This window comes from Chryseobacterium aquifrigidense (assembly GCF_006716485.1).
GTDB classification, from domain to species: Bacteria; Bacteroidota; Bacteroidia; order Flavobacteriales; family Weeksellaceae; genus Chryseobacterium; species Chryseobacterium vietnamense.
In genome coordinates, this window is sequence record NZ_VFPD01000002.1 from 645,908 (window position 1) to 665,645 (window position 19,738).

Genomic DNA, 19,738 nt, shown 5'->3' on the forward strand with positions numbered 1-19,738 from the left:
AAATGAAAAAGTTTTATCTTTTTATGATGCTTTTTCTGTTTGCATGCGTATCAAATGCACAGATAAAAGTTCAGGGTGTTCCCCGAAATGATATTTCAGGGATCAGTAAGCTTAATACCACTACCATCAGTTTTTCTGATATTCAGTACTGGGTAGGATCCGGAACCAACCAGGCCGCTTTTGTAGTACAGTGGAACGACGGTAAAAATCCTGATGCGATGGTTTGGGGATTCAAATGGAACGGCAATGCTACCGGAGAAGACATGCTTAAAGCGATTGCTAAAGCAGATCACAGATTATATACCCTGCTTTATCAGGGAACACAGTTTGGATCGGCAGTAGGAGGAATTGGATTTGACCTGAACGGTCAGGGTACCAATGCCCTGATCAAAAGTGGAAATGCCACTTATCCTTTATATCCGGTCAATGGTTTTGTCAATACTACCGCTTATGATTTTGACAGCTATACTATTGTAGATGCTGCCAACGATCATTGGCAGTCTGGATGGACGGTTAACGGATATTGGTCTTATTGGGTAAAGAACCCTGCAGATGCTGATTTCGGATATTCTAGCGTAGGAGCTTCTTCACGTGTATTGGAAAACGGTTCATGGGATGTATGGAACTTTAATGTAGGCTTTACTCAAACACCTGTATCCTCTACCATCACTCCTGTTTCTCCATACGTAGCTTCGAACAACTTTACCAACGGATATTTCATGGTGAACGAAGAATGGTTTGGTCATACCAACGGTTCTGTAAATTTCATTGACAATAACGGTCAGATCAACTACCGTGTATACAGTAATGCAAACAATAACCAGGCTTTCGGTGCCACTACACAATATGGAACAATCTACGGAGATAAGTTCTATTTTGTATCTAAGCAAGCAGCAGATGGAGGAGATACGCAATATACTCCGGGAGGAAGATTGGTTGTAGCCAATGCCCAGACCATGCAGAAACTTGCAGGCTTTAATAATATTGGAGGTGGTGATGGGAGATCATTTGTAGGAGTGAATGAACATAAAGGATATATTGGTACTTCCACCGGTATTGTTACTTTCAATATTGATAATTTGCAGGTAGGCTCTTTAATTACCGGAACAGGTGGAAACGGGCAGATCGGAAACATGATCCGTACTTCACAATATGTTTTTGCAGTAAAGCAAGGGGTAGGAATTTTAGTAATTAATCCTAACACCGATACGATTGTGAGCACTATTGCGGGAGGTTTCTACTCAGTTGCTCAGGCTAAAGATGGAAGTGTATGGGGAATTCAGGATCAAAAAGTGATCAGCATCAATCCTACTACTTTTGTTACTCAGGCTTATAATATGCCTACTACAAAATATATCGGAGACTGGGGAGCGTGGCATGCAGGGAGATTTACAGCAAGTAATAAAGAAAATGCTTTATACTGGATCAATTCAATAAGCAGCTGGAGCTCGGGAACACAGATTGTAAGATTTGATGTTACAACGAAAACATTTAACGAAAACTTTGCTGCCATCCCGGGACAGACAGGACAGTTTAAGCAGATCCCTTATGGTGCGGCACTTCGTGTAAACCCTGTTACCGGAGAACTTGTTCTGAATACAACAGAAAGCGGATACGGTGCACACTATCAGAAAAACTGGATTCATACGTATGATATGACCGGAGCTCTTATCAATACAAAAACGTTGAATGATTACTACTGGTTCCCTTCACTGACGGTATTTACCAATAATTCGGTTCCTGTGGTAAGCAATACTTTACCTTCACAGCTTACAGCAGCAAGTACAACTGCAATTGATCTGAAAACAATAATTTCCGATGCTGATAATATGGCGGTATCTGTAGTGAAATCTATCAAATCAAACAGTAATCCTACAGCAGTTTCCGCAGCGATTAATGAAAATGATGAATTGGTTTTGACACCTCTTGTTTCAGGAACTTCTGATATTGTGATCAGCTTTAACTCAAACGGTAAGCTGGTTGAAAAAACGGTGAGTGTAAACAGTTTAGGAACTACTTTGGCAACTGCTGAAGTGAAAAAACTTGAATTCGGTATTTATCCGAATCCGGTTACCGATATCCTTACTCTTAAAACTCAGGAGAAAATTCAGAATGTTTCTATGTATGATGCTTCTGGAAGAATGGTTAATGTACAGCTGAACAACGGACAAATCAATGTAAGTGCACTTCCAAAAGGTATTTATATTTTGAAAGCAGTTACAGATAAAGCAGTATATCAGCAAAAAGTAATCAAAAACTAACACTAGTTTTAGATCGTAATCTTGTTAATAAAACCTCTGGTCAATTTTGATCAGAGGTTTTTATTTATCATTTAATCAATATGATTTTAAACCGGGTATGTTAATAAATGGGATGTAAAAACCCGGCAAGCTTGAAAAGCTTGCCGGGTTTGATCTGTTATGTTTTTTTCTTATTTAATAATCACCTTTTTAGAGTATGTTTTTCCTTCTTTTGTCTGAAGTTTCATAATATATACTCCCTGTGGCTGTTTGGTTTCAAAAGAATTTGATGTCAGCTTGGAACGGAATACCTCTTTTCCTGAAGTATTAGTAAGGGTAACCTCTGAACCTTCAGCAGAAACATTTTTATCAAGAGTAAACTGTCCATCCTTGCTGTGAGCCATAAAATTGATGAAAGGATCTTTGTATTGATAAGCATAATATACTCTGAGCTCACCACCAATATTCAATAATCCTGAGTTAACATTAATTTTTATACGGTCAAAAGGAATGTTCATAGTCATTTCAATTTCACCCTTACTTGGATCTCCGGCACCAAGGTTAATCAGTTTTGTGGCAAGACTTGTGTAATCGTTATTGGAAACATCTCCATTAAATGTTTCAATAGATGCACCACCCAATACCTGAGCAGATAGTGGAGTTCCGTTGGAACCAATAGCAAGAACAAGTTTGTTGGTATTGTTTGCAATATTGGTCGTAGGGAAGATTAATGTCTGTTCCGTTCTTGCAAGAAGACCCACTGAAACCTGTAAAGTAGAGTAGTCATTCTCGTTGCTCCCTACAGCATTCTGAGGATTTAATACCCCACAACCCAGACATACCCCAAGAACCTGACTGGTCTGGCTGCTTGCATAGGTTTTTACAATCTGAGCAAAAGACATGGTGCTTGTTAAAAATAGGAATGATGCCAAAGCTGCAGTCTTCATTGTGCGCTGGCCAAGTAATAAATAAGTTTTCATATATAGAAAAATTTTGGATTTTAGTTTTTTGTAAATTTATAAATAAAATAATTATGTTGCTTATTTTATTTCATAATTATGTGATTTGTTAATAATTTATTGATATTTGTGTTTGTTGGTTTGTTATTATTTAATAATCTGTTGATTTGTATTCGGCTGAAAGTGAATGTTAAAAATACAGTAAGCTTAAAAAAGCTACCGTATTTATTGATCGCTTTATTGGATTATTTCATTAAAATTTTTCTGGAATATGTTTTACCTTCTTTGGTTTGTATATTCATGATATAAACACCTTCCGGTTGTTTTGATTCAAATATATTTGATCTCAATGTGGAACGGAATACCTCTTTTCCTGAAGTGTTGAATAAGGTGACTTCCGAACCTTCTACAGGAACATTTCCGCCAAGAGTAATCTGTCCGTTTTGACTGTGAGCCATAATATTCATCAATGGATCCTGGTAAGCATAATAAATTCTGAAACCGCCGCCAAGGCTTAGAACACCACCTGTTAATCCGATTCTTATTCCATCATAAGGCTTTGAAGGCTTGAATTCTACTGTACCTCTATTAGGAGTTGCACCCAGCTTAAGAAGACTTACATCAATAGTTCTTCGGTCATCGTTAGAAGTGCCGCCATTCATAGTCTCAAGCGTTACTCCGCTTAATAGCTGTACAGATAATGGGATGTTGTCTGTTCCGATTCCTACTACCAGCCTTGTATCTGATCTTAAGTCTGGGAAAATCAGTGTTTGCTGAATTCCTCCCAACAGCACTGTTCCCAATACCATTGTTGAATAGTCATCTTCGTTATCTCCTACGGCATTAAGCGGATTGTCTATGCGACATCCAAGGCAGGCTACCCCGAATACCCCTGAACTTTGTGCATGTGCATAAATCCTGTTTTGTGCCAATGACATGGTGCTGGCAGAGAATAAAAATAAAGCCATCAACCCGGCTTTTAAAGAAGATGGGCTTCCCGAAAATAAATTGAATTTCATGTTATATATTTTAGAATGAATAGTTTTATTCAAATTTAAGGATTAATGGAAGAAGTATAAAATAATATTTCCATTATTGGTGATATTTTTAATGAAATTTAATATGACTTTTCAGTTGAAGGTGAAAATTGTACGAGAAGTCTGGTTGGTGAGATATTTGTCTGAAGAAATTATCGTTCTTAGTTCAATAAAGTAGGTGTAATTAAACTATTGAAAGCTTAGATTCTTTGGATGCTTTCAGGAAGAATTCCCCGAAATTGGTATATGGAAACGAAAAAAGGACTTTCGAAAAAGTCCTTTTGTAGCCCGTAGGGGAATCGAACCCCTCTTACCAGAATGAAAATCTGAGGTCCTAACCGATAGACGAACGGGCCCTCTATCTTCCATTACCGAAGCAATGTGTTAGTATTTGTTTTTATAAGTGTCAACTCTTATTGTAGCCCGTAGGGGAATCGAACCCCTCTTACCAGAATGAAAATCTGAGGTCCTAACCGATAGACGAACGGGCCGGTTAGATTTATTTTTACTATAGCTTTTTCTACTCTGATCTTTATAAAACCACCGTTATTACAGTGGTCTTATAAGATGTAAGTAGCCCGTAGGGGAATCGAACCCCTCTTACCAGAATGAAAATCTGAGGTCCTAACCGATAGACGAACGGGCCAGCTATATTATTACGCTAATTTATTAACGTGCTTTGTTAATTTGCTTTTCAAGTTAGCCGCTTTGTTCTTGTGGATAATATTTTTCTTAGCTAATTTATCCAATAAAGCGATAACTTTTGGCAATTGTTCTGTAGCAGCAGCTTTGTTCTCTTCATTTCTTAAAGCTTTTAAAGCTGTTCTAGCAGTCTTGTGGTAATATCTGTTACGAAGTCTTCTAGTTTCGTTTTGTCTGATTCTCTTTAGTGCTGATTTATGATTTGCCATATCGTTTAAATGTGAGTGCAAAACTATAAACTTTTTTTTAAACTACCAAATTTATTTTTAAAAAATTTAATTTTCTTCTGATAGGTACTTTCTAAGTTTATTTATTGCTTGTTCTATTTTTAAATTTTCTTGTTCTTTCTCTATTTTTTTGATCGTATTTCCCAGCATGATCAGTGCATTATTCCATTCTCCAGTGGTATTGGTGAAAGTAAGTTCATCAATTGTTACTTCAAAAGCAACCCTTTCTCCAGTCCTGTAAAGTCTGAAACTGATTTTATCATCTCTGCCTGTAATCCCGCCTTCATTGATTTGTAAATCGTAACTTTTTGGGTTAGAGTGGATTTTCTTAAAAAGCAATTTCGCTTCTTGTATTTTTAAATCCGGCATGATATAAAATTTGATAGTCTGCAGAAAACTACAAACAATGTTTTATCAATAATATTTTTCATCAGTGTTACCATATTGGTGTGACCAACTATGGATAAAATTTTTGCAAATATAATGCTTTTGTGACATATAATATCAATGGAACGCTTTTTTCAAATAAAAGTCATTTCCTTTTCAGTATAATGACAGTAAACTACAGGTTCTCAATGGACTAATCCTTCAATGATAATATAAGTCAAAAAATTTGAAAAGTTCTTTACAGCTGTTTAATGCATTAAAATAATTTTAAAAAGCAAAAAACAAAACTAAATAACTCATAAAAAAACCTTTAACCGATCGGCTAAAGGTTTGTGATTTGTAGCCTATAGGGGAATCGAACCCCTGTTGCAAGAATGAAAATCTTGAGTCCTGACCACTAGACGAATAGGCCAAATTTTGAGGTCGCAAAAGTAGGAATTAACTTTGAGACTTCAAAATTATTTTTTTGATTTATTTGTACACTTTTTGTATCACCGTATTTTTGACTCCTTTAGCTTCAAGTTCCTTTTGAAGTTTTACAGCATCTTCCAATGTGTATACTTTTCCATAGGTGTAGTAAAATACACCATTGTCCTTATTTCGTTCCACATCTTTTAAATTCTGAAGGATATAAGAGTTACCATTCAGTTTATCACCAGCATATACTTCAATAGTATAATATCCCATGCTGATTCTCTGATTAGGCATAAATCCTACTGCAAAAGCATTTCTGAAACCTGCATCTTTGGCAGTTTTAAGATTAATATCTTTTACAGAAGCCATATTGGTTACAGCATAGTAATACTTGTACTGTCCGTTTTCTTTAAGCGTAAGGATGTAGTTCAGACCTTTGAGGGCTGGATCATTTTCATTGTATTTCGTAGGAGAACTCATGAGTAGAATTCTGAAATCATTTTTCAAAGGAACTTCTGCAGGCTTTTCAGGCTCAGGTTTTTTAACAGCAATAGAACCTCCGGATTTTCTGTCAACTGCTTTTTTGTAATCAATGATAGCATTATAGATACTTTCTGCAATTTCAGTCTGTCCTTTGTCTGAAGCAATGTAGTGGCTTTCCTCAGGGTGATTGATAAAACCGGTTTCTATCAGTACGGATGGCATGGCATTCATACGGAGAACGTGAAGGTTTTTCTGAAATACACCTCTTGAGGACCTTTTATCTTTATTCACAAAGTTGTCTTCTACCAATCCTCCCAAAAGAAGACTGGATTCCAGATATTTACTCTGTTGAAGTTTTAAGGCAATTAAGGATTCCGGAGAATCAGGATTGTAAGAACCAAAGATCTGCTTATCCTTTTCATCCAGAAAGATCACGTCATTTTCCCTTTTGGCTACTTCCAGGTTTTCATTATTCTGGTTAGGTCCCTGCACATACGTTTCAGTACCATAAGCTGTAGGTCTTTGGGAAGAATTACAGTGAATAGATACAAAAAGGTCTGCCTTACTTCTGTTGGCAAGATTGGTTCTGTCAGACAGAGAAGGATACTCGTCTATTTTACGGGTATATATTACTTTAAAATCTCTGTTTTTCTCTAACATGGCACCTACTTTTAACGTAATGGCAAGTGTAATGTCTTTTTCTGCGACTCTTCCAATGTCAGAATAAGTCCTGTTGGCTCCATGGTCACTTCCTCCGTGTCCCGCATCCAGAACGATAGTAAACTTCTTTTGAGAGAAAATAAAGTTACTGGTAAGGAGAAGGAGAAATGATAAAATTATTTTAAAATTTTGTTTGTGCATCTTACAGTTATAAAAATTATATTAATTTTGGGCCTTAATTATATAGTATAAAATTGGCCAAAACCGTCTTCAAAAATATATTACAAATTTTAATTATCCTAATTTTTAACAATTTTTTAGCACAGAAAACTCCTGAAAAATTGCCTAAAAATGCGGTTAATGATACTATTTCCAAAAAGGATACCATAGTTGTAAAAAAAGAACCCTTAAATGATGTTCTTCGTACAAAAGCGGATGATCAGAGAAGAGATGTTCCAAAAAAAATGACATTTCTGAACAAAAATGCTCAGGTAAAATATCAGGATATGCAGATTGATGCAGATTATATCTCAATAGATGATAACAAAAATCTGATCTATGCAAGAGGGAAACAAGACTCTTTAGGAAAGATTGTAGAACCTGTAATTACTACACAGGCCGGGAAAAAATACGAAACCAACGAATTCAGCTATAATACAAAAACGAAACAGGCTATTGCTTTCAATGCGAGAACAGAAGAAAGCGAAGGGGTAATTATAGCTCAGAAAACTAAAAAATATAATGATTCCGTATTTGCAATGAGAAAAGCAGATTATACAACGGATGATTATTTCATTAAGAAAAAAGATACGGCAGCGGATTATTTTATGAGAGCTTATAATATTAAGCTGATTAAAACCAAAACAAAATCCCAGATCGTTACAGGTCCTATTCAGATGTTTATTGAGCAGGTGCCCACACCACTGTACCTTCCGTTTGCTATTTTACCGTTTTCAGATAAAAGGGCAGCCGGTATTCTGATCCCAAGTTTCGGGGAAAGAGAAGATGTAGGGTTCTTCCTGAACGGAATCGGATATTACCAACCGATTGGAGAACACTTTGACCTTAAGGTTTTAGCAGATATTTATACGAAAGGAAGCTGGAACTTACGCCCTCAGGTGAATTACCAGAAGAAATACCGCTATTCAGGAAACTTTACAGCAGATATTGGTACTATGGTAAGAGGGATTAAAGGCCTGGATGATTATACTAAAAACAGTACCTATAGAATCAACTGGACACACTCACAGGATTCTAAGGCCAATCCTTTCCTGACATTCAGTGCTTCTGTGGATATTGTAAGTACCAAGTTCTATAACAACCCGCTTAACAACAACTACATTTTCAACCAGAATGTATTGAATACTCAGCAGAACTCTACGGTAACCCTTACCAAAAGATTCCTGAAACTGCCGATGACTATTACAGGAACTGCTTCATATTCCCAGAACTTCGCAACAGGATTGGCAGACCTTCGTCTTCCACAGATGAACGTAGCCATCAACCAGTTCTATCTGTTTAAATCAAGAACAGGGATCAGACAGGGACTTCTTGAAAATATTACGGTAAATACCGGGTTCAACCTTACCAATTTCGTAAATACTCAGGAAAACGAGTTATTTAAAAAAGAAATGTGGGATAAAATGCAGACAGGACTTAAAAATAATATTGCCTTAGCAACCAATACAACAGTAGCAAAATATTTCACCTTTAGTTTAAGTGCCAATATTGATAACGCTCTGACTACAAAAACGCTGAACAGATATTATGATCCGGTAAAAAACGTAACGGTTGACGAGATCAATAAAAACTTTACAGGATACTCTACTTTTTCCACTTCTGCAAGTCTTCAGACAACACTTTTTGGAATGATGAAATTCAAAAAAGGATCTACAGTAGAAGCGGTAAGACATATGATGACGCCAAGTTTAAGTTTTACCTATTCACCGGATTTTTCAAGTCCTAACTTCGGATATTACAGAAACTATTATAATGCAACCGGAGCACTGACTCCATATTCTATTTTTGAAAAAGGAATTATCGGAAGCCCGTCAAGTGGTATGCAGGGAGCTTTAGGTTTCAATATCGGTAACAATATCGAGATGAAAGTAAAGTCTAAGAGTGACTCTACGGGAGTGAAGAAAATCAAAATTTTTGAATCTTTAAACCTTGCAGGAAGCTACAACTTTGCGGCTAAAGATCATCCGTGGTCTGTATTCTCCATCAACGGACAATCTTCATTTTTTAATAACAAACTTACTGTAAATACCAGCCTTGCATTGGAACCTTATAAAATTGAGTTCTTACCGGGACAGGATACAGGAATAAGAACAGAACAGTTCGGTCACTTCAGTGTACAGGGATTCAACGTTCAGTTATCATATCCTTTAAGCAGCGAGATTTTTGGACAGAAAACAGATTATGCCAAGAAATATTCTTCGAAAGGAGAAATCCGAAATGAAAATTATTATTTTGATGATGATCATTACGCACACTTTGATCAGGCCTGGACTTTAAATATCAGTGCCAATTATGCTTACTCTAAAGGATTGAGCAGATTGGGCAATAAAATTGCATCGTTAGGTTTAGATGGTAGCATCAAGCTGACTCCTTACTGGAATATCAACGGAAGTACGCATTATGACATGGTAACTAAAGAATTGGCATATACAAGGATTGGTTTTTCAAGAGATCAGCGAAGTTTTACGATCAATTTCAACTGGGTTCCTTTCGGACAGTATAAAGTGTATGACTTCTTTATCGGTATCAAAGCCAATATCTTAAGTGATGCATTGAAGTACAAAGACAGAAGCTTTACCCAGCCTAATGCACCTTTCTAATATCAGATTGGCATTTGAGAATATAAATTTTATATTTGCAAGAAGAATAAATTCTAAATGAAATCACTGGTGACAGAATTCGCAGACCAACGAATAGAACAGATAGTGATGGTTTAGATCTTATAAAAAATTAAATCCACATATGAAACAAGTAATCAACACAGTTAATGCACCTGCAGCTATCGGGCCTTATTCGCAAGCTAATATGGCCAATGGAGTTTTGTATATCTCCGGACAGATTCCTGTAGATCCTGCAACTGGTAAATTGGTAGAAGGCATTGAAAAGGAAACGCACCAGGTAATGAAAAACCTTGAAGCAGTCCTTACGGAAGCTGGCATGACTTTCAAAAATGTTGTAAAAGCTACCATCTTCCTTAAAAGTATGGATGATTTTGCTGTAATGAATGATATTTATGCATCTTACTTGGATTCAGAAAGCTATCCGGCTCGTGAAACAGTACAGGTTTCATGTTTGCCTAAAAACGTGGATATCGAAATTTCTATGATTGCACATCAGGATTAATGAATTTTATAAGAAATACAATTGCGGTTCTGATAGGTCTTGGTATTGCAGGACTTATTATTACTCTTGGTATAAGAGCTTTTCCGCAATGGGTAACTTTTGAGGCTTTCGCTCCGTTTGAGCACTGGCAAAGGTTTCTTTTCAGCATGAAAGATGATAAGGCATTTTTCGGCTTCCTTTTGTTTATTTCCGGGTTAGGGACTACTGTTGGTGGAGTGGCGACTGCTATTATCGTTAAATATGCTAAAGTAGCCTATGCTATTCTGATCGGATTTATTATGCTTTTTATTGCCATGTTGGATGTTATTATTTTTCCTTACCATCCTACATTTTATAAGATCTCTATTTTCCTTACATTCTTCCCGTTTTCCTGGATTGGAGGTAAGATTGTAGAAGTGATCTACGAGCGGAATAAGAAGAAAAGTATCGCTGATAAAATGAACAAGTCTAAATAAATAATAAAAAACGCTGCAGATCTCTGCAGCGTTTTTTGTTGATATGAAAATCTATTCATTTCTGATTAAGGCATTTTGAAACCTTTCGTATAAATTCTTCCGTAATCATCCACAAATTTCACCTGTACATTCCCCTGATATTTCTCAAGGATCTTTTCTACATCTTTCTGTGAATTGACCGGCTTGCCATTGACTTCGATGATGATATAGTTATCTACAATTCCGATTTTAGCCATTTCGCTGCCCTCAGAAACGTTTTTGGCCACTACGCCACTGTTCAGTCCGTATTCTGTTTTAAAACGCTCGGTAAGAGGGTCAAATTCAGCTCCTATTTTTTCCGTTACGCTAAGATCTGCTTTCGTTCTTGTAGAAGTTCCTCCTTTCTGGTCTCTAAGTGTTACGGTAGTAGTACCTTCTTTACCATTTCTGGAATAGGTTACCTGAACTTTGTCTCCGGGACGCTTGCTTCCAATAGACATAGAAAGATCAGCAAAGTCTGTGATATCGTAGTTGTCTACTTTAGTGATTACGTCTCCTTTTTTCAGTCCTGCATCTTCAGCACCACTGTTTTCACCAAATCCTGTAACATAAATTCCTGAGCCTACTTTCAGATTTGTTTTGAACTGTTTATTATATGAAGTTACCAACTGATCATTCGAAAGATCTAAAGATTGAACGCCAAGGAATCCTCTCTGTACAATTCCGAATTTCTTGATATCTTCAACAATCTTTCTTGCTAAATTAGAAGGAACGGCAAATCCGTATCCCTGGTAATATCCTGTAGTAGACTGAATCGCGGAGTTGATCCCGATAAGCTCTCCATTCGTATTTACCAGCGCTCCTCCTGAGTTACCCGGGTTAATTGCAGCATCGGTCTGAATGAAACTTTCAATAGGGTTGGTTGCTTTTCCCTGACTTCCTAAGATTCCGATACCTCTTCCTTTTGCAGAAACAATACCTGCTGTTACCGTAGAATTTAATCCTAATGGATTTCCTACTGCAAGAACCCATTGTCCCACATCAATATTGTCAGAATTTGCAAAATTCAGATAAGGAAGACCTTTTTCTTCAATCTTCAATAGAGAGATGTCCGTATTAGGGTCTGTTCCTATCAGAGTTGCAATATATGATTTCTTGTTGCTTAATACGACTTCCAGCTTATTGGCACCTGCTACCACGTGGTTGTTGGAAATGATATAACCGTCCGGAGAGATGATTACACCAGAACCCATTCCCGATGGCATATTATCAGGAGCCTGCTGTTGCTTTTGTCTCTGCTGGCCCCTTCCTCCGAAAGGATCTCCGAAGAAAAAGTCAAACAAATCCTGTTCTGAAGCTCTGCTAGATGTTCTGCTTTGGTAATTTTTAATGGTAACTACAGCCGGAACGGTTGTTTTAGCCGCTTTTACAAAATCATCACCTACCGCTCCCGTATTCATTCCTGCAAAGGAAGTATTAGGTGCTGCTGTTGTGAAATACGATTGATCTCCATTGTTGGAGCCATGTCCGAAATATTGTAAAGCTCCAACGGTAGTAGCTCCGGAAATGACTCCAACTACTGCAAATGGTAATAGTTTTTTTAAAGTACTCTTCATTGTATATCTTTCTTGTTTATTAATTAATTTTCTTTTTATGTTTTTGAGTAAACAAATTTAATGTTAAATAAGTAAGCAATTAGCATGCTATGTTTCAATTTTAACTAAAATTTAACGGCTATTATATCATTTTATACCTTATGTCATAATTGTTAGTGCCATAGTTAACACAACTTAAAAAAAAATTAAAGAAAATATGGCAGACTTATGATACAAAGTCATCAGATTTTTTATTGCATACACGTCAGTATGTACTGTTCGTGATTTGTGTCATAAATATACTTAATTCAAAAATTATTATCTTTGCAAAAATTTTATTCTCACTTAAAACGTTTATAGCATGCAACTGTATAACACCTTAAGCGCAGAAGAAAGAGCTCAACTTATTGATGAAGCCGGTAAAGACCGTCTTACTTTGTCTTTCTATGCGTATGCCAAAATCGAAGACCCCAAAAAATTTCGCGACGAATTATTTATAGCCTGGAACGCACTGGATGCACTCGGCCGTATTTATGTTGCTACAGAAGGAATCAATGCTCAGATGAGTGTTCCTGCAGATCAGTTTGAGGCTTTTCGTGATACGCTGGAAGTGTATGACTTCATGAAAGGAATCCGTTTGAACGTAGCGGTAGACCAGGACAATTACTCTTTTTTAAAATTAACCATAAAAGTCAGAAACAAAATTGTTGCTGACGGTTTGAATGACGAAACTTTTGATGTGACCAACAAAGGAATTCACTTAAAAGCTCAGGAATTCAATAATTTATTAGAAGATCCTAATACGATTGTTGTAGATTTTAGAAATCACTATGAAAGTGAAGTAGGGCATTTTGAAGGTGCTATTACTCCGGACGTAGAAAATTTCAGAGAAAGTTTACCCATTATCAACGAACAGTTACAGGATTTCAAAGAAGATAAAAACCTGTTGATGTACTGTACAGGTGGAATTCGTTGTGAAAAAGCAAGTGCTTACTTCAAGCATCAGGGTTTCAAAAACGTTTATCAGCTTGAAGGAGGTATTATCGAATACACGCGCCAGATCAAAGAAGAAGGAATAAAGAGTAAGTTTATTGGTAAAAACTTTGTATTTGACCACCGTTTAGGGGAGAGAATTACAGACGATATTATTTCACAGTGCCACCAGTGTGGAAAACCTTGTGATAACCATACCAACTGTGCAAACGATGCCTGCCATCTATTGTTTATCCAATGTGATGATTGTAAAGCTGCAATGGAAAACTGCTGTTCTACAGAATGCCTGGATACCATTCATTTGCCTTGGGACGAACAGGTGAAGTTGAGAAAAGGACTTCAGGTTGGAAATAAAGTATTCAGAAAAGGAAAATCTGATGCTTTGAAATTCAAAAACTCTGGTGATTTATCAGATAAGCCTTTAGCAAAAGCAGAAACAAAGAATATCCGCCAGAAGATTGCTGTAAAAAAAGAATTGATTGGTAAAGCAGAACATTACTTTTCAAAATCAAAAATTGCACAGTTTTTAATTGAACATAAAGATTTGTCAGTTGGAGATAAAGTATTAATTTGCGGTCCTACAACAGGAGAGCAGGAAGTAACCATTACTGAAATCTATGCCAACGGAGGTCCTTGTGAAACTGCTAACATCGGAGATCAGATTACTTTTGAACTGCCATTCAGAGTTCGTTTATCTGACAAACTGTATAGAATAGTGCAGAACGCATAATCCTAGTAAACTTCAAAAGCCTGTAGGTAACAATTATTTCAGTTAAAAACAACTTAATAATTATGCTAAAAGCTGAGCTTAGAAAAAAATATACCCAAAAAAGAAAAGCCTTGTCTACCGATGAGGCTTTCTTGTTATCTGAGAAGGTTTTTGAAAATTTCATCCAATATTTCAAACCAAAAGAATCAGAGAAAGTACACATTTTCATTCCAATTCCGGCAAGAAAGGAAATCGGTACCCAAATCTTCATTCAATACTTTTTAGCAAAGAATATCCATGTCTATGTGCCTAAAATTGTAGGTGACGAACTTATTAATATTGAAATCTTTGAAGACACCGTTTTTGAAACCAATCATTGGGGGATTTCAGAACCGGTCTCCAATATGGATTCTGGTGAAAAATACTTTCATTACGTGATTACCCCTTTGTTGTATTGCGACAAAGAAGGAAATAGAGTAGGATATGGTAAAGGTTTCTATGACGGATTGTTTCAGACGATATCCGGAGAGACAAAAAAAATCGGAGTCAATTATTTTGACCCCGATGAATATGTGGATGATACCTGGGAAAATGATATTCCCCTGGACTACCTGGTTACTCCTACAGAAGTACTGTCTTTCTTAAGTGGCTTGGAATAAAAATCTAAAAAGTAGAATTTAAACTCTTTTTTAAGCTTGGAAGTGGAAAGCAGTATATATTGTGCATTCTTTTCAAAGCTTCCCAGCGACTTGTTTTTATTATCAAAATACTCCACATTGAACTTGGCGTAGTCTAATGTATCTTTTTTATAAAACTCTTTATATACATTCAGGTTGCTGACTTTTGCTGTTTTTGCTTTCATGCTGTCCAGTTCCTTCAGTAATTTTTTAAAGGTCAGAGAATCCGGTTTGTGAAAATAGCTTTCCATCTGGGAATAGATAACAGTATCTATTTCCGTATTCCTGTTTCCGCTAAGATATAGAGTAGAAAGATCCAGAAGTTCCTGAACTTTCTGTTTGGTGATGGAATTAATAGCCTGCATACTATCCATTTGCACGGCAGGATAGCTTTTTTCATTGTTGCTGTTTCGTAGTTTATCGAGGTCGCTTACCTCTGAGGTTTTATTATTACAGGCAATAACTAAAGTCAGAAGCACGGTGAAAATTAAAAAATTACTTATTCTTTTCATCTGTGGTAGCAATTTTAAATTTGATGGATACAATTTTACCTTTGATATCCTTTTTCATTTCTATTACATTCAGGTTTTTCAGAGAGGTTGTTGGAGTCGTTACCAGAGTGATATACTTCTGCTTATCCAGTCTTTCAATGCCGTAAGTATCATTATCATAGACCTGATAGATCACTGCATTACTGCTGATCAGATTTTCCAGCTGATTCCTTTTCTGTTTAATCAGTGCAACCTGCTCATCTGGATTCCCGCCTTTGATGTCTTTTATAGAGAAATAATACACAGCCATCTTGTAATCATCTGGCTTTAGTTCTATTTTTTCTTCTTCAGGAGCATTTTCAAGGTTTCTGTTTACCTCCAATGGTTCGTAGAAAGGAGCGCTGATTCGCATTTTCAGATTTTTATCCTTGGTAGAATAATAAAAACACTCGCCCGGTTTTATTTTATACATCAATGGAGATTCGTTTTCTTTCACCACCATTATTTCTAAGGTATTGATTACAGAAACTCCTCTGTCTTTGTCGATGAAGCAATATTTATAAGTTTTTGAAAAAAGAACATCTTTAAATCCTAAAATACCGGTGATGGTAATCAAAACTGAAGTAACGAGTGCCCAGGCATTCTTTTTGAAGAAATTTTTCTTTGCCGGAGCAGGTGAAATTTCAATTTCATTAGCAGTTGTCTTGTTTTTTGTAAATAACTGATTATCAGTAATTGATTTTTGTAAATCAATGTTTTCCTGGGTGTTTATTTCAACTTTTTTGGGCTGAATTTCAGTTTTTGGTAGTTCAGGAGCCGAAGACACTGTTTTTTCAAGTTCATCAATTTCTTCCTCCTCCGGAATTTCATTTTCCTGTAGTAATTCACCGGCAAAAAGATGTTGCTTTTTGAACTCGTACCATGAGTCGTAACCTGCATAAATACTCAATAAATTGAGCATATCTATCCTTGGTAATTTAGTAACTGGTGAATTTTTAAAATAGGTATAAAATGACTTTTCACTGATGTTACCTTTCGCTTTTTTTCGAAGGTCTTCCTGAAAATATATAATATCTATACCCTTCCACTTGGATATGTCATCCTGCGAAGGGGTATATTCTTTTAAGTATTGACCCTGAACATCCTTTTTTAGCTGTTCAAAGTGTAATAGATCTAAATCTGTCAATTTTTCAAAAAATAATTAAATTGTTGATTATCAGCTATGTTTTTTTGTAAAACTATTTTACAAAGGTATTACAATTATTTTTCATAGACAAATTTTCTAACTGCTCTACCTTTGTCTTGTTCAAATAACAGAACAGAAGAAAATTTTATAAAACAATATTAACAAAATTAAATTTAATTTATTATGAAAAAGTCATTATTCGTAGCTGCTATCGCTGCAATCTCTCTAGTTGCTTGTAAAAAAACTGAAGCTACTGCTACTGAAGGTACAACTGATTCTGCTGCTGCTACTGTAGCTGATTCTGCTGCTGTAGTTTCTGATTCAGCTGCTAAAGTTGTTGATTCTGCTGCAACTACTGCTGTAGAAGCTACTAAAGATGCTGCTGCTGCTACTACTGCTGCTGGTGCTGAAGTTGCTAAAGATGCTGCTAAAGGTGCTGCTGACGCTGCTAAAGGTGCTGCTGATGCTGCTAAAGGAGCTGCTGATGCTGCTAAAGATGCTGCTAAGAAATAATTCTAGCATACGCTTAACAATAAAAGAACCGTTTCACCCAGTGAAACGGTTTTTTTATGCTTAGTCATTGCGAGCCTTAGCTTAGTCATTGCGAGCCGTAGGCGAAGCAATCTCATTAATAATAAAGTTCAATAAAGAATAGCCCAATATATCTAGCCTTTCTTCTGTCTTAAAGATTCGTAGCAGGTAATAGCTACCGCATTGCTTAAGTTCAAAGAATCAATACTTCCAGCCATAGGAATTAATGTGTTTTTTCCTTTTCCAATCCAGAAATCACTCAATCCGGAATGTTCCGTCCCGAATAATACCGCAGAACGCTGTCTGAAATCTCTCTTATAAAGATCTTCAGCACTTTCGTCCATCAACGTTGTGTAGATACTGAAGCTGTTTTTTTGCAGGAATTCCAAAGTTTCTTCATTTTCAGCCTGATATACTTCCATCCCGAAAAGACATCCTACACTGGATCTGATCACATTAGGATTGTAGAAATCGGTTTTTCCGTCAGCAACAATCAGAGCATCAATCCCAAATGCTTCACAACTTCTTAAAATAGCTCCAAGATTTCCTGGTTTTTCCACTCCTTCCACAATGATTACCGTAGAATTTTCTTTAGGAACAAATGCTGAAAGTGAATTTTCTTTGGCATGGTAGACCCCGATAATTCCTTCAGAACTTCCTCTGTAAGCAATTTTTTCATATACTTTCTCGTTTACATAATGGATTTTTCCCTCGGGAAGAGTTCCTTTAAAGATATTTTCACAGATAAAGAACTCCAGCGGTTCAAAATCATACTGCATGGCTCTTTCATTTTCCTGCTGGCCTTCTACTACAAAAACTTTGGACTTTTTACGAAATCTATTGTCAGTAAGGAGCTTAGTGACATTTTTTATTTTATCGTTTTGGAAACTTTCTATCAACATGCTGCAAAATTATGCAAAATTTATGATTGAACTTCTCTGGTTTTGACAAAAAGGCTTTTCCAATTGATCTCAACAGGAATTTTATGTTTCTTTTTAAAATTGATAACAACTGCGATCATGATGATAATAGAAAAGACTTTATAAATATTTCCATAGAGATTTCCTGAAACATTTTCTGATACAGAAAAGATTTCCCAATACAGATTCATATAAAAATGAAGAAAAACAGCCGTCCAAAGGTTGTATCCGGATTCAAAGTAGACCCACGCAAAAAATATTGAACCCAAAAATGTAATAACAAAAATCTCAACAAGTTCTGTTATGTTATGGCTTTGGTATAAATGGACCTGTGCAAAGAGCATCGAACCAAATAATGCTGACGATAAAAAACCAAGCCTGGTAAATCTGTACACAATTCCGATAAGAAAAGCTCTGAAAATAATCTCTTCAAAGAAAGCTGACGAAACAGTGTTGATGAATAGAGCTTCAAAGTCGATTGCAGTGAGCATTTTAAAATGAAACAGATATCCGGTGAGCATAGGAAGAGTTCCGGCAAATGCCAATGTAAATCCTTTAAAAATAGGTTTATTTAAAGAAAACAGATCCCAAATACTTCTTTCGGGAATCAAAATCTTCAACGTAATAACCAGCGGAATTAAAGTAATGGAATATGCAATGACATGCGCAATAGCTTTGCTGTGAAAAACTTCTTTTGAAAAGACCTGAATGTTTTTGAAACAGAAGAAATCAAAGAAATAATAGAAGGTAAAACCCAAAATAAAGATTAGAATGAAGCGGATGTTTTTACTCATGTTTGTTAATTTTGAGCAAAAATGTAGCTTTTAATCAATGCTTTCAAGGTAAAGTGATGAATGACAAAGAAGAGTGACGAATGACAAAATTTATGAACTTCGCTTTTGCAGCTGAGGGATGATTGTGGTAATAAAACTTCTTGAAACAGGAATTTCAAAATCAAGTTCCGGAAGAATTAATTTATAACCTTGCGCATTACCTTTCAAATCTTGTACCTTTCTAAGATTGACAATATAAGAACGGTGACATTTTTTGACAGCATCAGTTTCGATCTGTTGTAAAACATTGTATAAACTTATTCTGATCAATATTTTTTTTACATTTTTATTCTCTAAAAAATAAAAGGTACAATAATTTTCCATCGACTGAACGCACAGAAAATCATTTTCGCTGATCATTAGTTCTGTATGCTGTGCTGATATTTTTAATAGAGTTTCCGGTAATTCAAGATCTGAAACCGGAAGATGCCGAGAAATATCGCGGGCCGTATTTTCATGAATATTCTTTAAATAAATATATCTGGATAAAATATATATGATAGAAATAGGAATACCTATTGCAAGAGAATAAAGTAACATATAAAAATAATTACCCAGATCCAGTTCTACATGGCTTAAAAAGAATGAATTATAAAAGTAGGATAGGACAGAACCTAAAAAAAGGATGAGAATTATTTTTAGGAGCTCAGCACCGATATTCCAGTTGGTAAAACGGGAAGTTATAAGATTGGCCATAAAAAATGCAGTTCCGAAGATAATGCAATAAGGGAAGAGCAATAAAAACTTATAGGGATGATGAAAGGTCTCCGTACCGAAAGGTTGAAAAATAATCAAAAACAGATACACCAAAATTCCTGCTCCAAGGGAAGAAACGAAAATTTCTGTGAAAGATTCGGATTTTGGGTATGGATAGGCTGTAAATGAAAACATAACCTC

At 36.0% G+C, this 19,738-nt stretch carries 18 protein-coding genes and 4 tRNA genes; 7 read left to right on the top strand and 15 right to left on the bottom strand.

The genetic code is table 11. The annotated features are described in order from the left end of the window. Window positions 1-2 precede the first annotated feature (2 nt). A complete protein-coding gene (locus FB551_RS17935) occupies window positions 3-2,261 on the top strand; it encodes a T9SS type A sorting domain-containing protein (RefSeq protein WP_142018462.1) in 2,259 nt (752 codons plus the stop codon). Between the two features lie 170 nt (window positions 2,262-2,431). Here FB551_RS17935 and FB551_RS17940 read toward each other — a convergent pair whose 3' ends face one another. From FB551_RS17940 to FB551_RS17980, 9 genes are all read right to left on the bottom strand, one after another. Then, window positions 2,432-3,220, bottom strand: coding sequence for a T9SS type A sorting domain-containing protein (locus tag FB551_RS17940; protein ID WP_142018463.1), 789 nt, complete (start codon window positions 3,218-3,220; stop codon window positions 2,432-2,434). A gap of 224 nt (window positions 3,221-3,444) precedes the next feature. Further along, window positions 3,445-4,218 (bottom strand): T9SS type A sorting domain-containing protein, encoded by a 774-nt coding sequence (locus FB551_RS17945; protein ID WP_142018464.1) that lies wholly within the window; start codon window positions 4,216-4,218, stop codon window positions 3,445-3,447. A gap of 302 nt (window positions 4,219-4,520) precedes the next feature. Continuing rightward, a tRNA-Glu gene (locus FB551_RS17950) sits at window positions 4,521-4,592 on the bottom strand. Between the two features lie 63 nt (window positions 4,593-4,655). Beyond that, a tRNA-Glu gene (locus FB551_RS17955) sits at window positions 4,656-4,727 on the bottom strand. 83 nt (window positions 4,728-4,810) lie between these two features. Beyond that, window positions 4,811-4,882 (bottom strand) — tRNA-Glu (locus FB551_RS17960). Between the two features lie 10 nt (window positions 4,883-4,892). Then, window positions 4,893-5,147: a 30S ribosomal protein S20 gene (gene rpsT, locus FB551_RS17965; protein WP_002983073.1), complete on the bottom strand. Its 255-nt coding sequence runs from the start codon at window positions 5,145-5,147 to the stop codon at window positions 4,893-4,895. Window positions 5,148-5,213: 66 nt separating this feature from the next. Continuing rightward, window positions 5,214-5,534 carry a hypothetical protein gene (locus FB551_RS17970; protein ID WP_034694584.1) on the bottom strand — a complete coding sequence of 107 codons (321 nt, stop codon included), beginning with the start codon at window positions 5,532-5,534 and terminating at the stop codon, window positions 5,214-5,216. Window positions 5,535-5,892: 358 nt separating this feature from the next. Next, window positions 5,893-5,964: transfer RNA gene (locus FB551_RS17975), tRNA-Glu, on the bottom strand. 59 nt (window positions 5,965-6,023) lie between these two features. Continuing rightward, complete coding sequence (locus FB551_RS17980) at window positions 6,024-7,310, bottom strand: N-acetylmuramoyl-L-alanine amidase family protein (protein ID WP_052186795.1); 1,287 nt, start codon at window positions 7,308-7,310, stop codon at window positions 6,024-6,026. Window positions 7,311-7,363: 53 nt separating this feature from the next. On the opposite strand from FB551_RS17980, the gene FB551_RS17985 reads away from it, so the two are divergent. The 3 genes from FB551_RS17985 to FB551_RS17995 all read left to right on the top strand — a co-directional run bounded on the left by FB551_RS17985 (window position 7,364) and on the right by FB551_RS17995 (window position 10,927). Next, window positions 7,364-9,949: a putative LPS assembly protein LptD gene (locus FB551_RS17985; protein ID WP_047427503.1), complete on the top strand. Its 2,586-nt coding sequence runs from the start codon at window positions 7,364-7,366 to the stop codon at window positions 9,947-9,949. 142 nt (window positions 9,950-10,091) lie between these two features. Beyond that, window positions 10,092-10,472, top strand: coding sequence for a RidA family protein (locus FB551_RS17990; RefSeq protein ID WP_047427505.1), 381 nt, complete (start codon window positions 10,092-10,094; stop codon window positions 10,470-10,472). Next, window positions 10,472-10,927: a hypothetical protein gene (locus FB551_RS17995; RefSeq protein ID WP_047427508.1), complete on the top strand. Its 456-nt coding sequence runs from the start codon at window positions 10,472-10,474 to the stop codon at window positions 10,925-10,927. Before FB551_RS17990 ends, FB551_RS17995 begins: the two co-directional genes overlap by 1 nt. Window positions 10,928-10,992: 65 nt before the next feature. On the opposite strand, the gene FB551_RS18000 is transcribed toward FB551_RS17995, so the two are convergent. Beyond that, complete coding sequence (locus FB551_RS18000; RefSeq protein WP_047427511.1) at window positions 10,993-12,522, bottom strand: trypsin-like peptidase domain-containing protein; 1,530 nt, start codon at window positions 12,520-12,522, stop codon at window positions 10,993-10,995. Window positions 12,523-12,862: 340 nt separating this feature from the next. Here FB551_RS18000 and trhO point away from each other — a divergent pair, with 340 nt between their 5' ends. Together trhO and FB551_RS18010 are read left to right on the top strand one after the other, a co-directional pair. Further along, the gene (gene trhO, locus FB551_RS18005; RefSeq protein WP_142018465.1) at window positions 12,863-14,224 is read left to right on the top strand and encodes an oxygen-dependent tRNA uridine(34) hydroxylase TrhO; all 1,362 of its coding nucleotides are present in this window, start codon (window positions 12,863-12,865) and stop codon (window positions 14,222-14,224) included. A 62-nt stretch (window positions 14,225-14,286) separates the two neighbouring features. Beyond that, complete coding sequence (locus FB551_RS18010) at window positions 14,287-14,862, top strand: 5-formyltetrahydrofolate cyclo-ligase (protein WP_142018466.1); 576 nt, start codon at window positions 14,287-14,289, stop codon at window positions 14,860-14,862. Here the strand turns inward: FB551_RS18010 and FB551_RS18015 are convergent. Then, entirely contained in the window at window positions 14,811-15,392 is a 582-nt protein-coding gene (locus FB551_RS18015) for a hypothetical protein (protein WP_047427520.1), read from the bottom strand. The two genes, FB551_RS18010 and FB551_RS18015, sit on opposite strands and share 52 nt — an antisense overlap. Next, entirely contained in the window at window positions 15,376-16,557 is a 1,182-nt protein-coding gene (locus FB551_RS18020) for a hypothetical protein (RefSeq protein WP_142018467.1), read from the bottom strand. Before FB551_RS18020 ends, FB551_RS18015 begins: the two co-directional genes overlap by 17 nt. 183 nt (window positions 16,558-16,740) lie before the next feature. On the opposite strand from FB551_RS18020, the gene FB551_RS18025 reads away from it, so the two are divergent. Further along, the gene (locus tag FB551_RS18025) at window positions 16,741-17,070 is read left to right on the top strand and encodes a hypothetical protein (protein ID WP_034694620.1); all 330 of its coding nucleotides are present in this window, start codon (window positions 16,741-16,743) and stop codon (window positions 17,068-17,070) included. Between the two features lie 152 nt (window positions 17,071-17,222). Here the strand turns inward: FB551_RS18025 and FB551_RS18030 are convergent, their stop codons facing one another. The 3 genes from FB551_RS18030 to FB551_RS18040 all read right to left on the bottom strand — a co-directional run bounded on the left by FB551_RS18030 (window position 17,223) and on the right by FB551_RS18040 (window position 19,732). Then, window positions 17,223-17,990: a TrmH family RNA methyltransferase gene (locus FB551_RS18030; protein WP_142018468.1), complete on the bottom strand. Its 768-nt coding sequence runs from the start codon at window positions 17,988-17,990 to the stop codon at window positions 17,223-17,225. A gap of 20 nt (window positions 17,991-18,010) precedes the next feature. Continuing rightward, on the bottom strand, window positions 18,011-18,802 hold the full coding sequence (locus FB551_RS18035) for a CPBP family intramembrane glutamic endopeptidase (RefSeq protein ID WP_142018469.1): 792 nt from the start codon (window positions 18,800-18,802) through the stop codon (window positions 18,011-18,013). Between the two features lie 90 nt (window positions 18,803-18,892). Further along, a complete protein-coding gene (locus FB551_RS18040) occupies window positions 18,893-19,732 on the bottom strand; it encodes a LytTR family DNA-binding domain-containing protein (protein WP_142018470.1) in 840 nt (279 codons plus the stop codon). Window positions 19,733-19,738 lie beyond the last annotated feature (6 nt).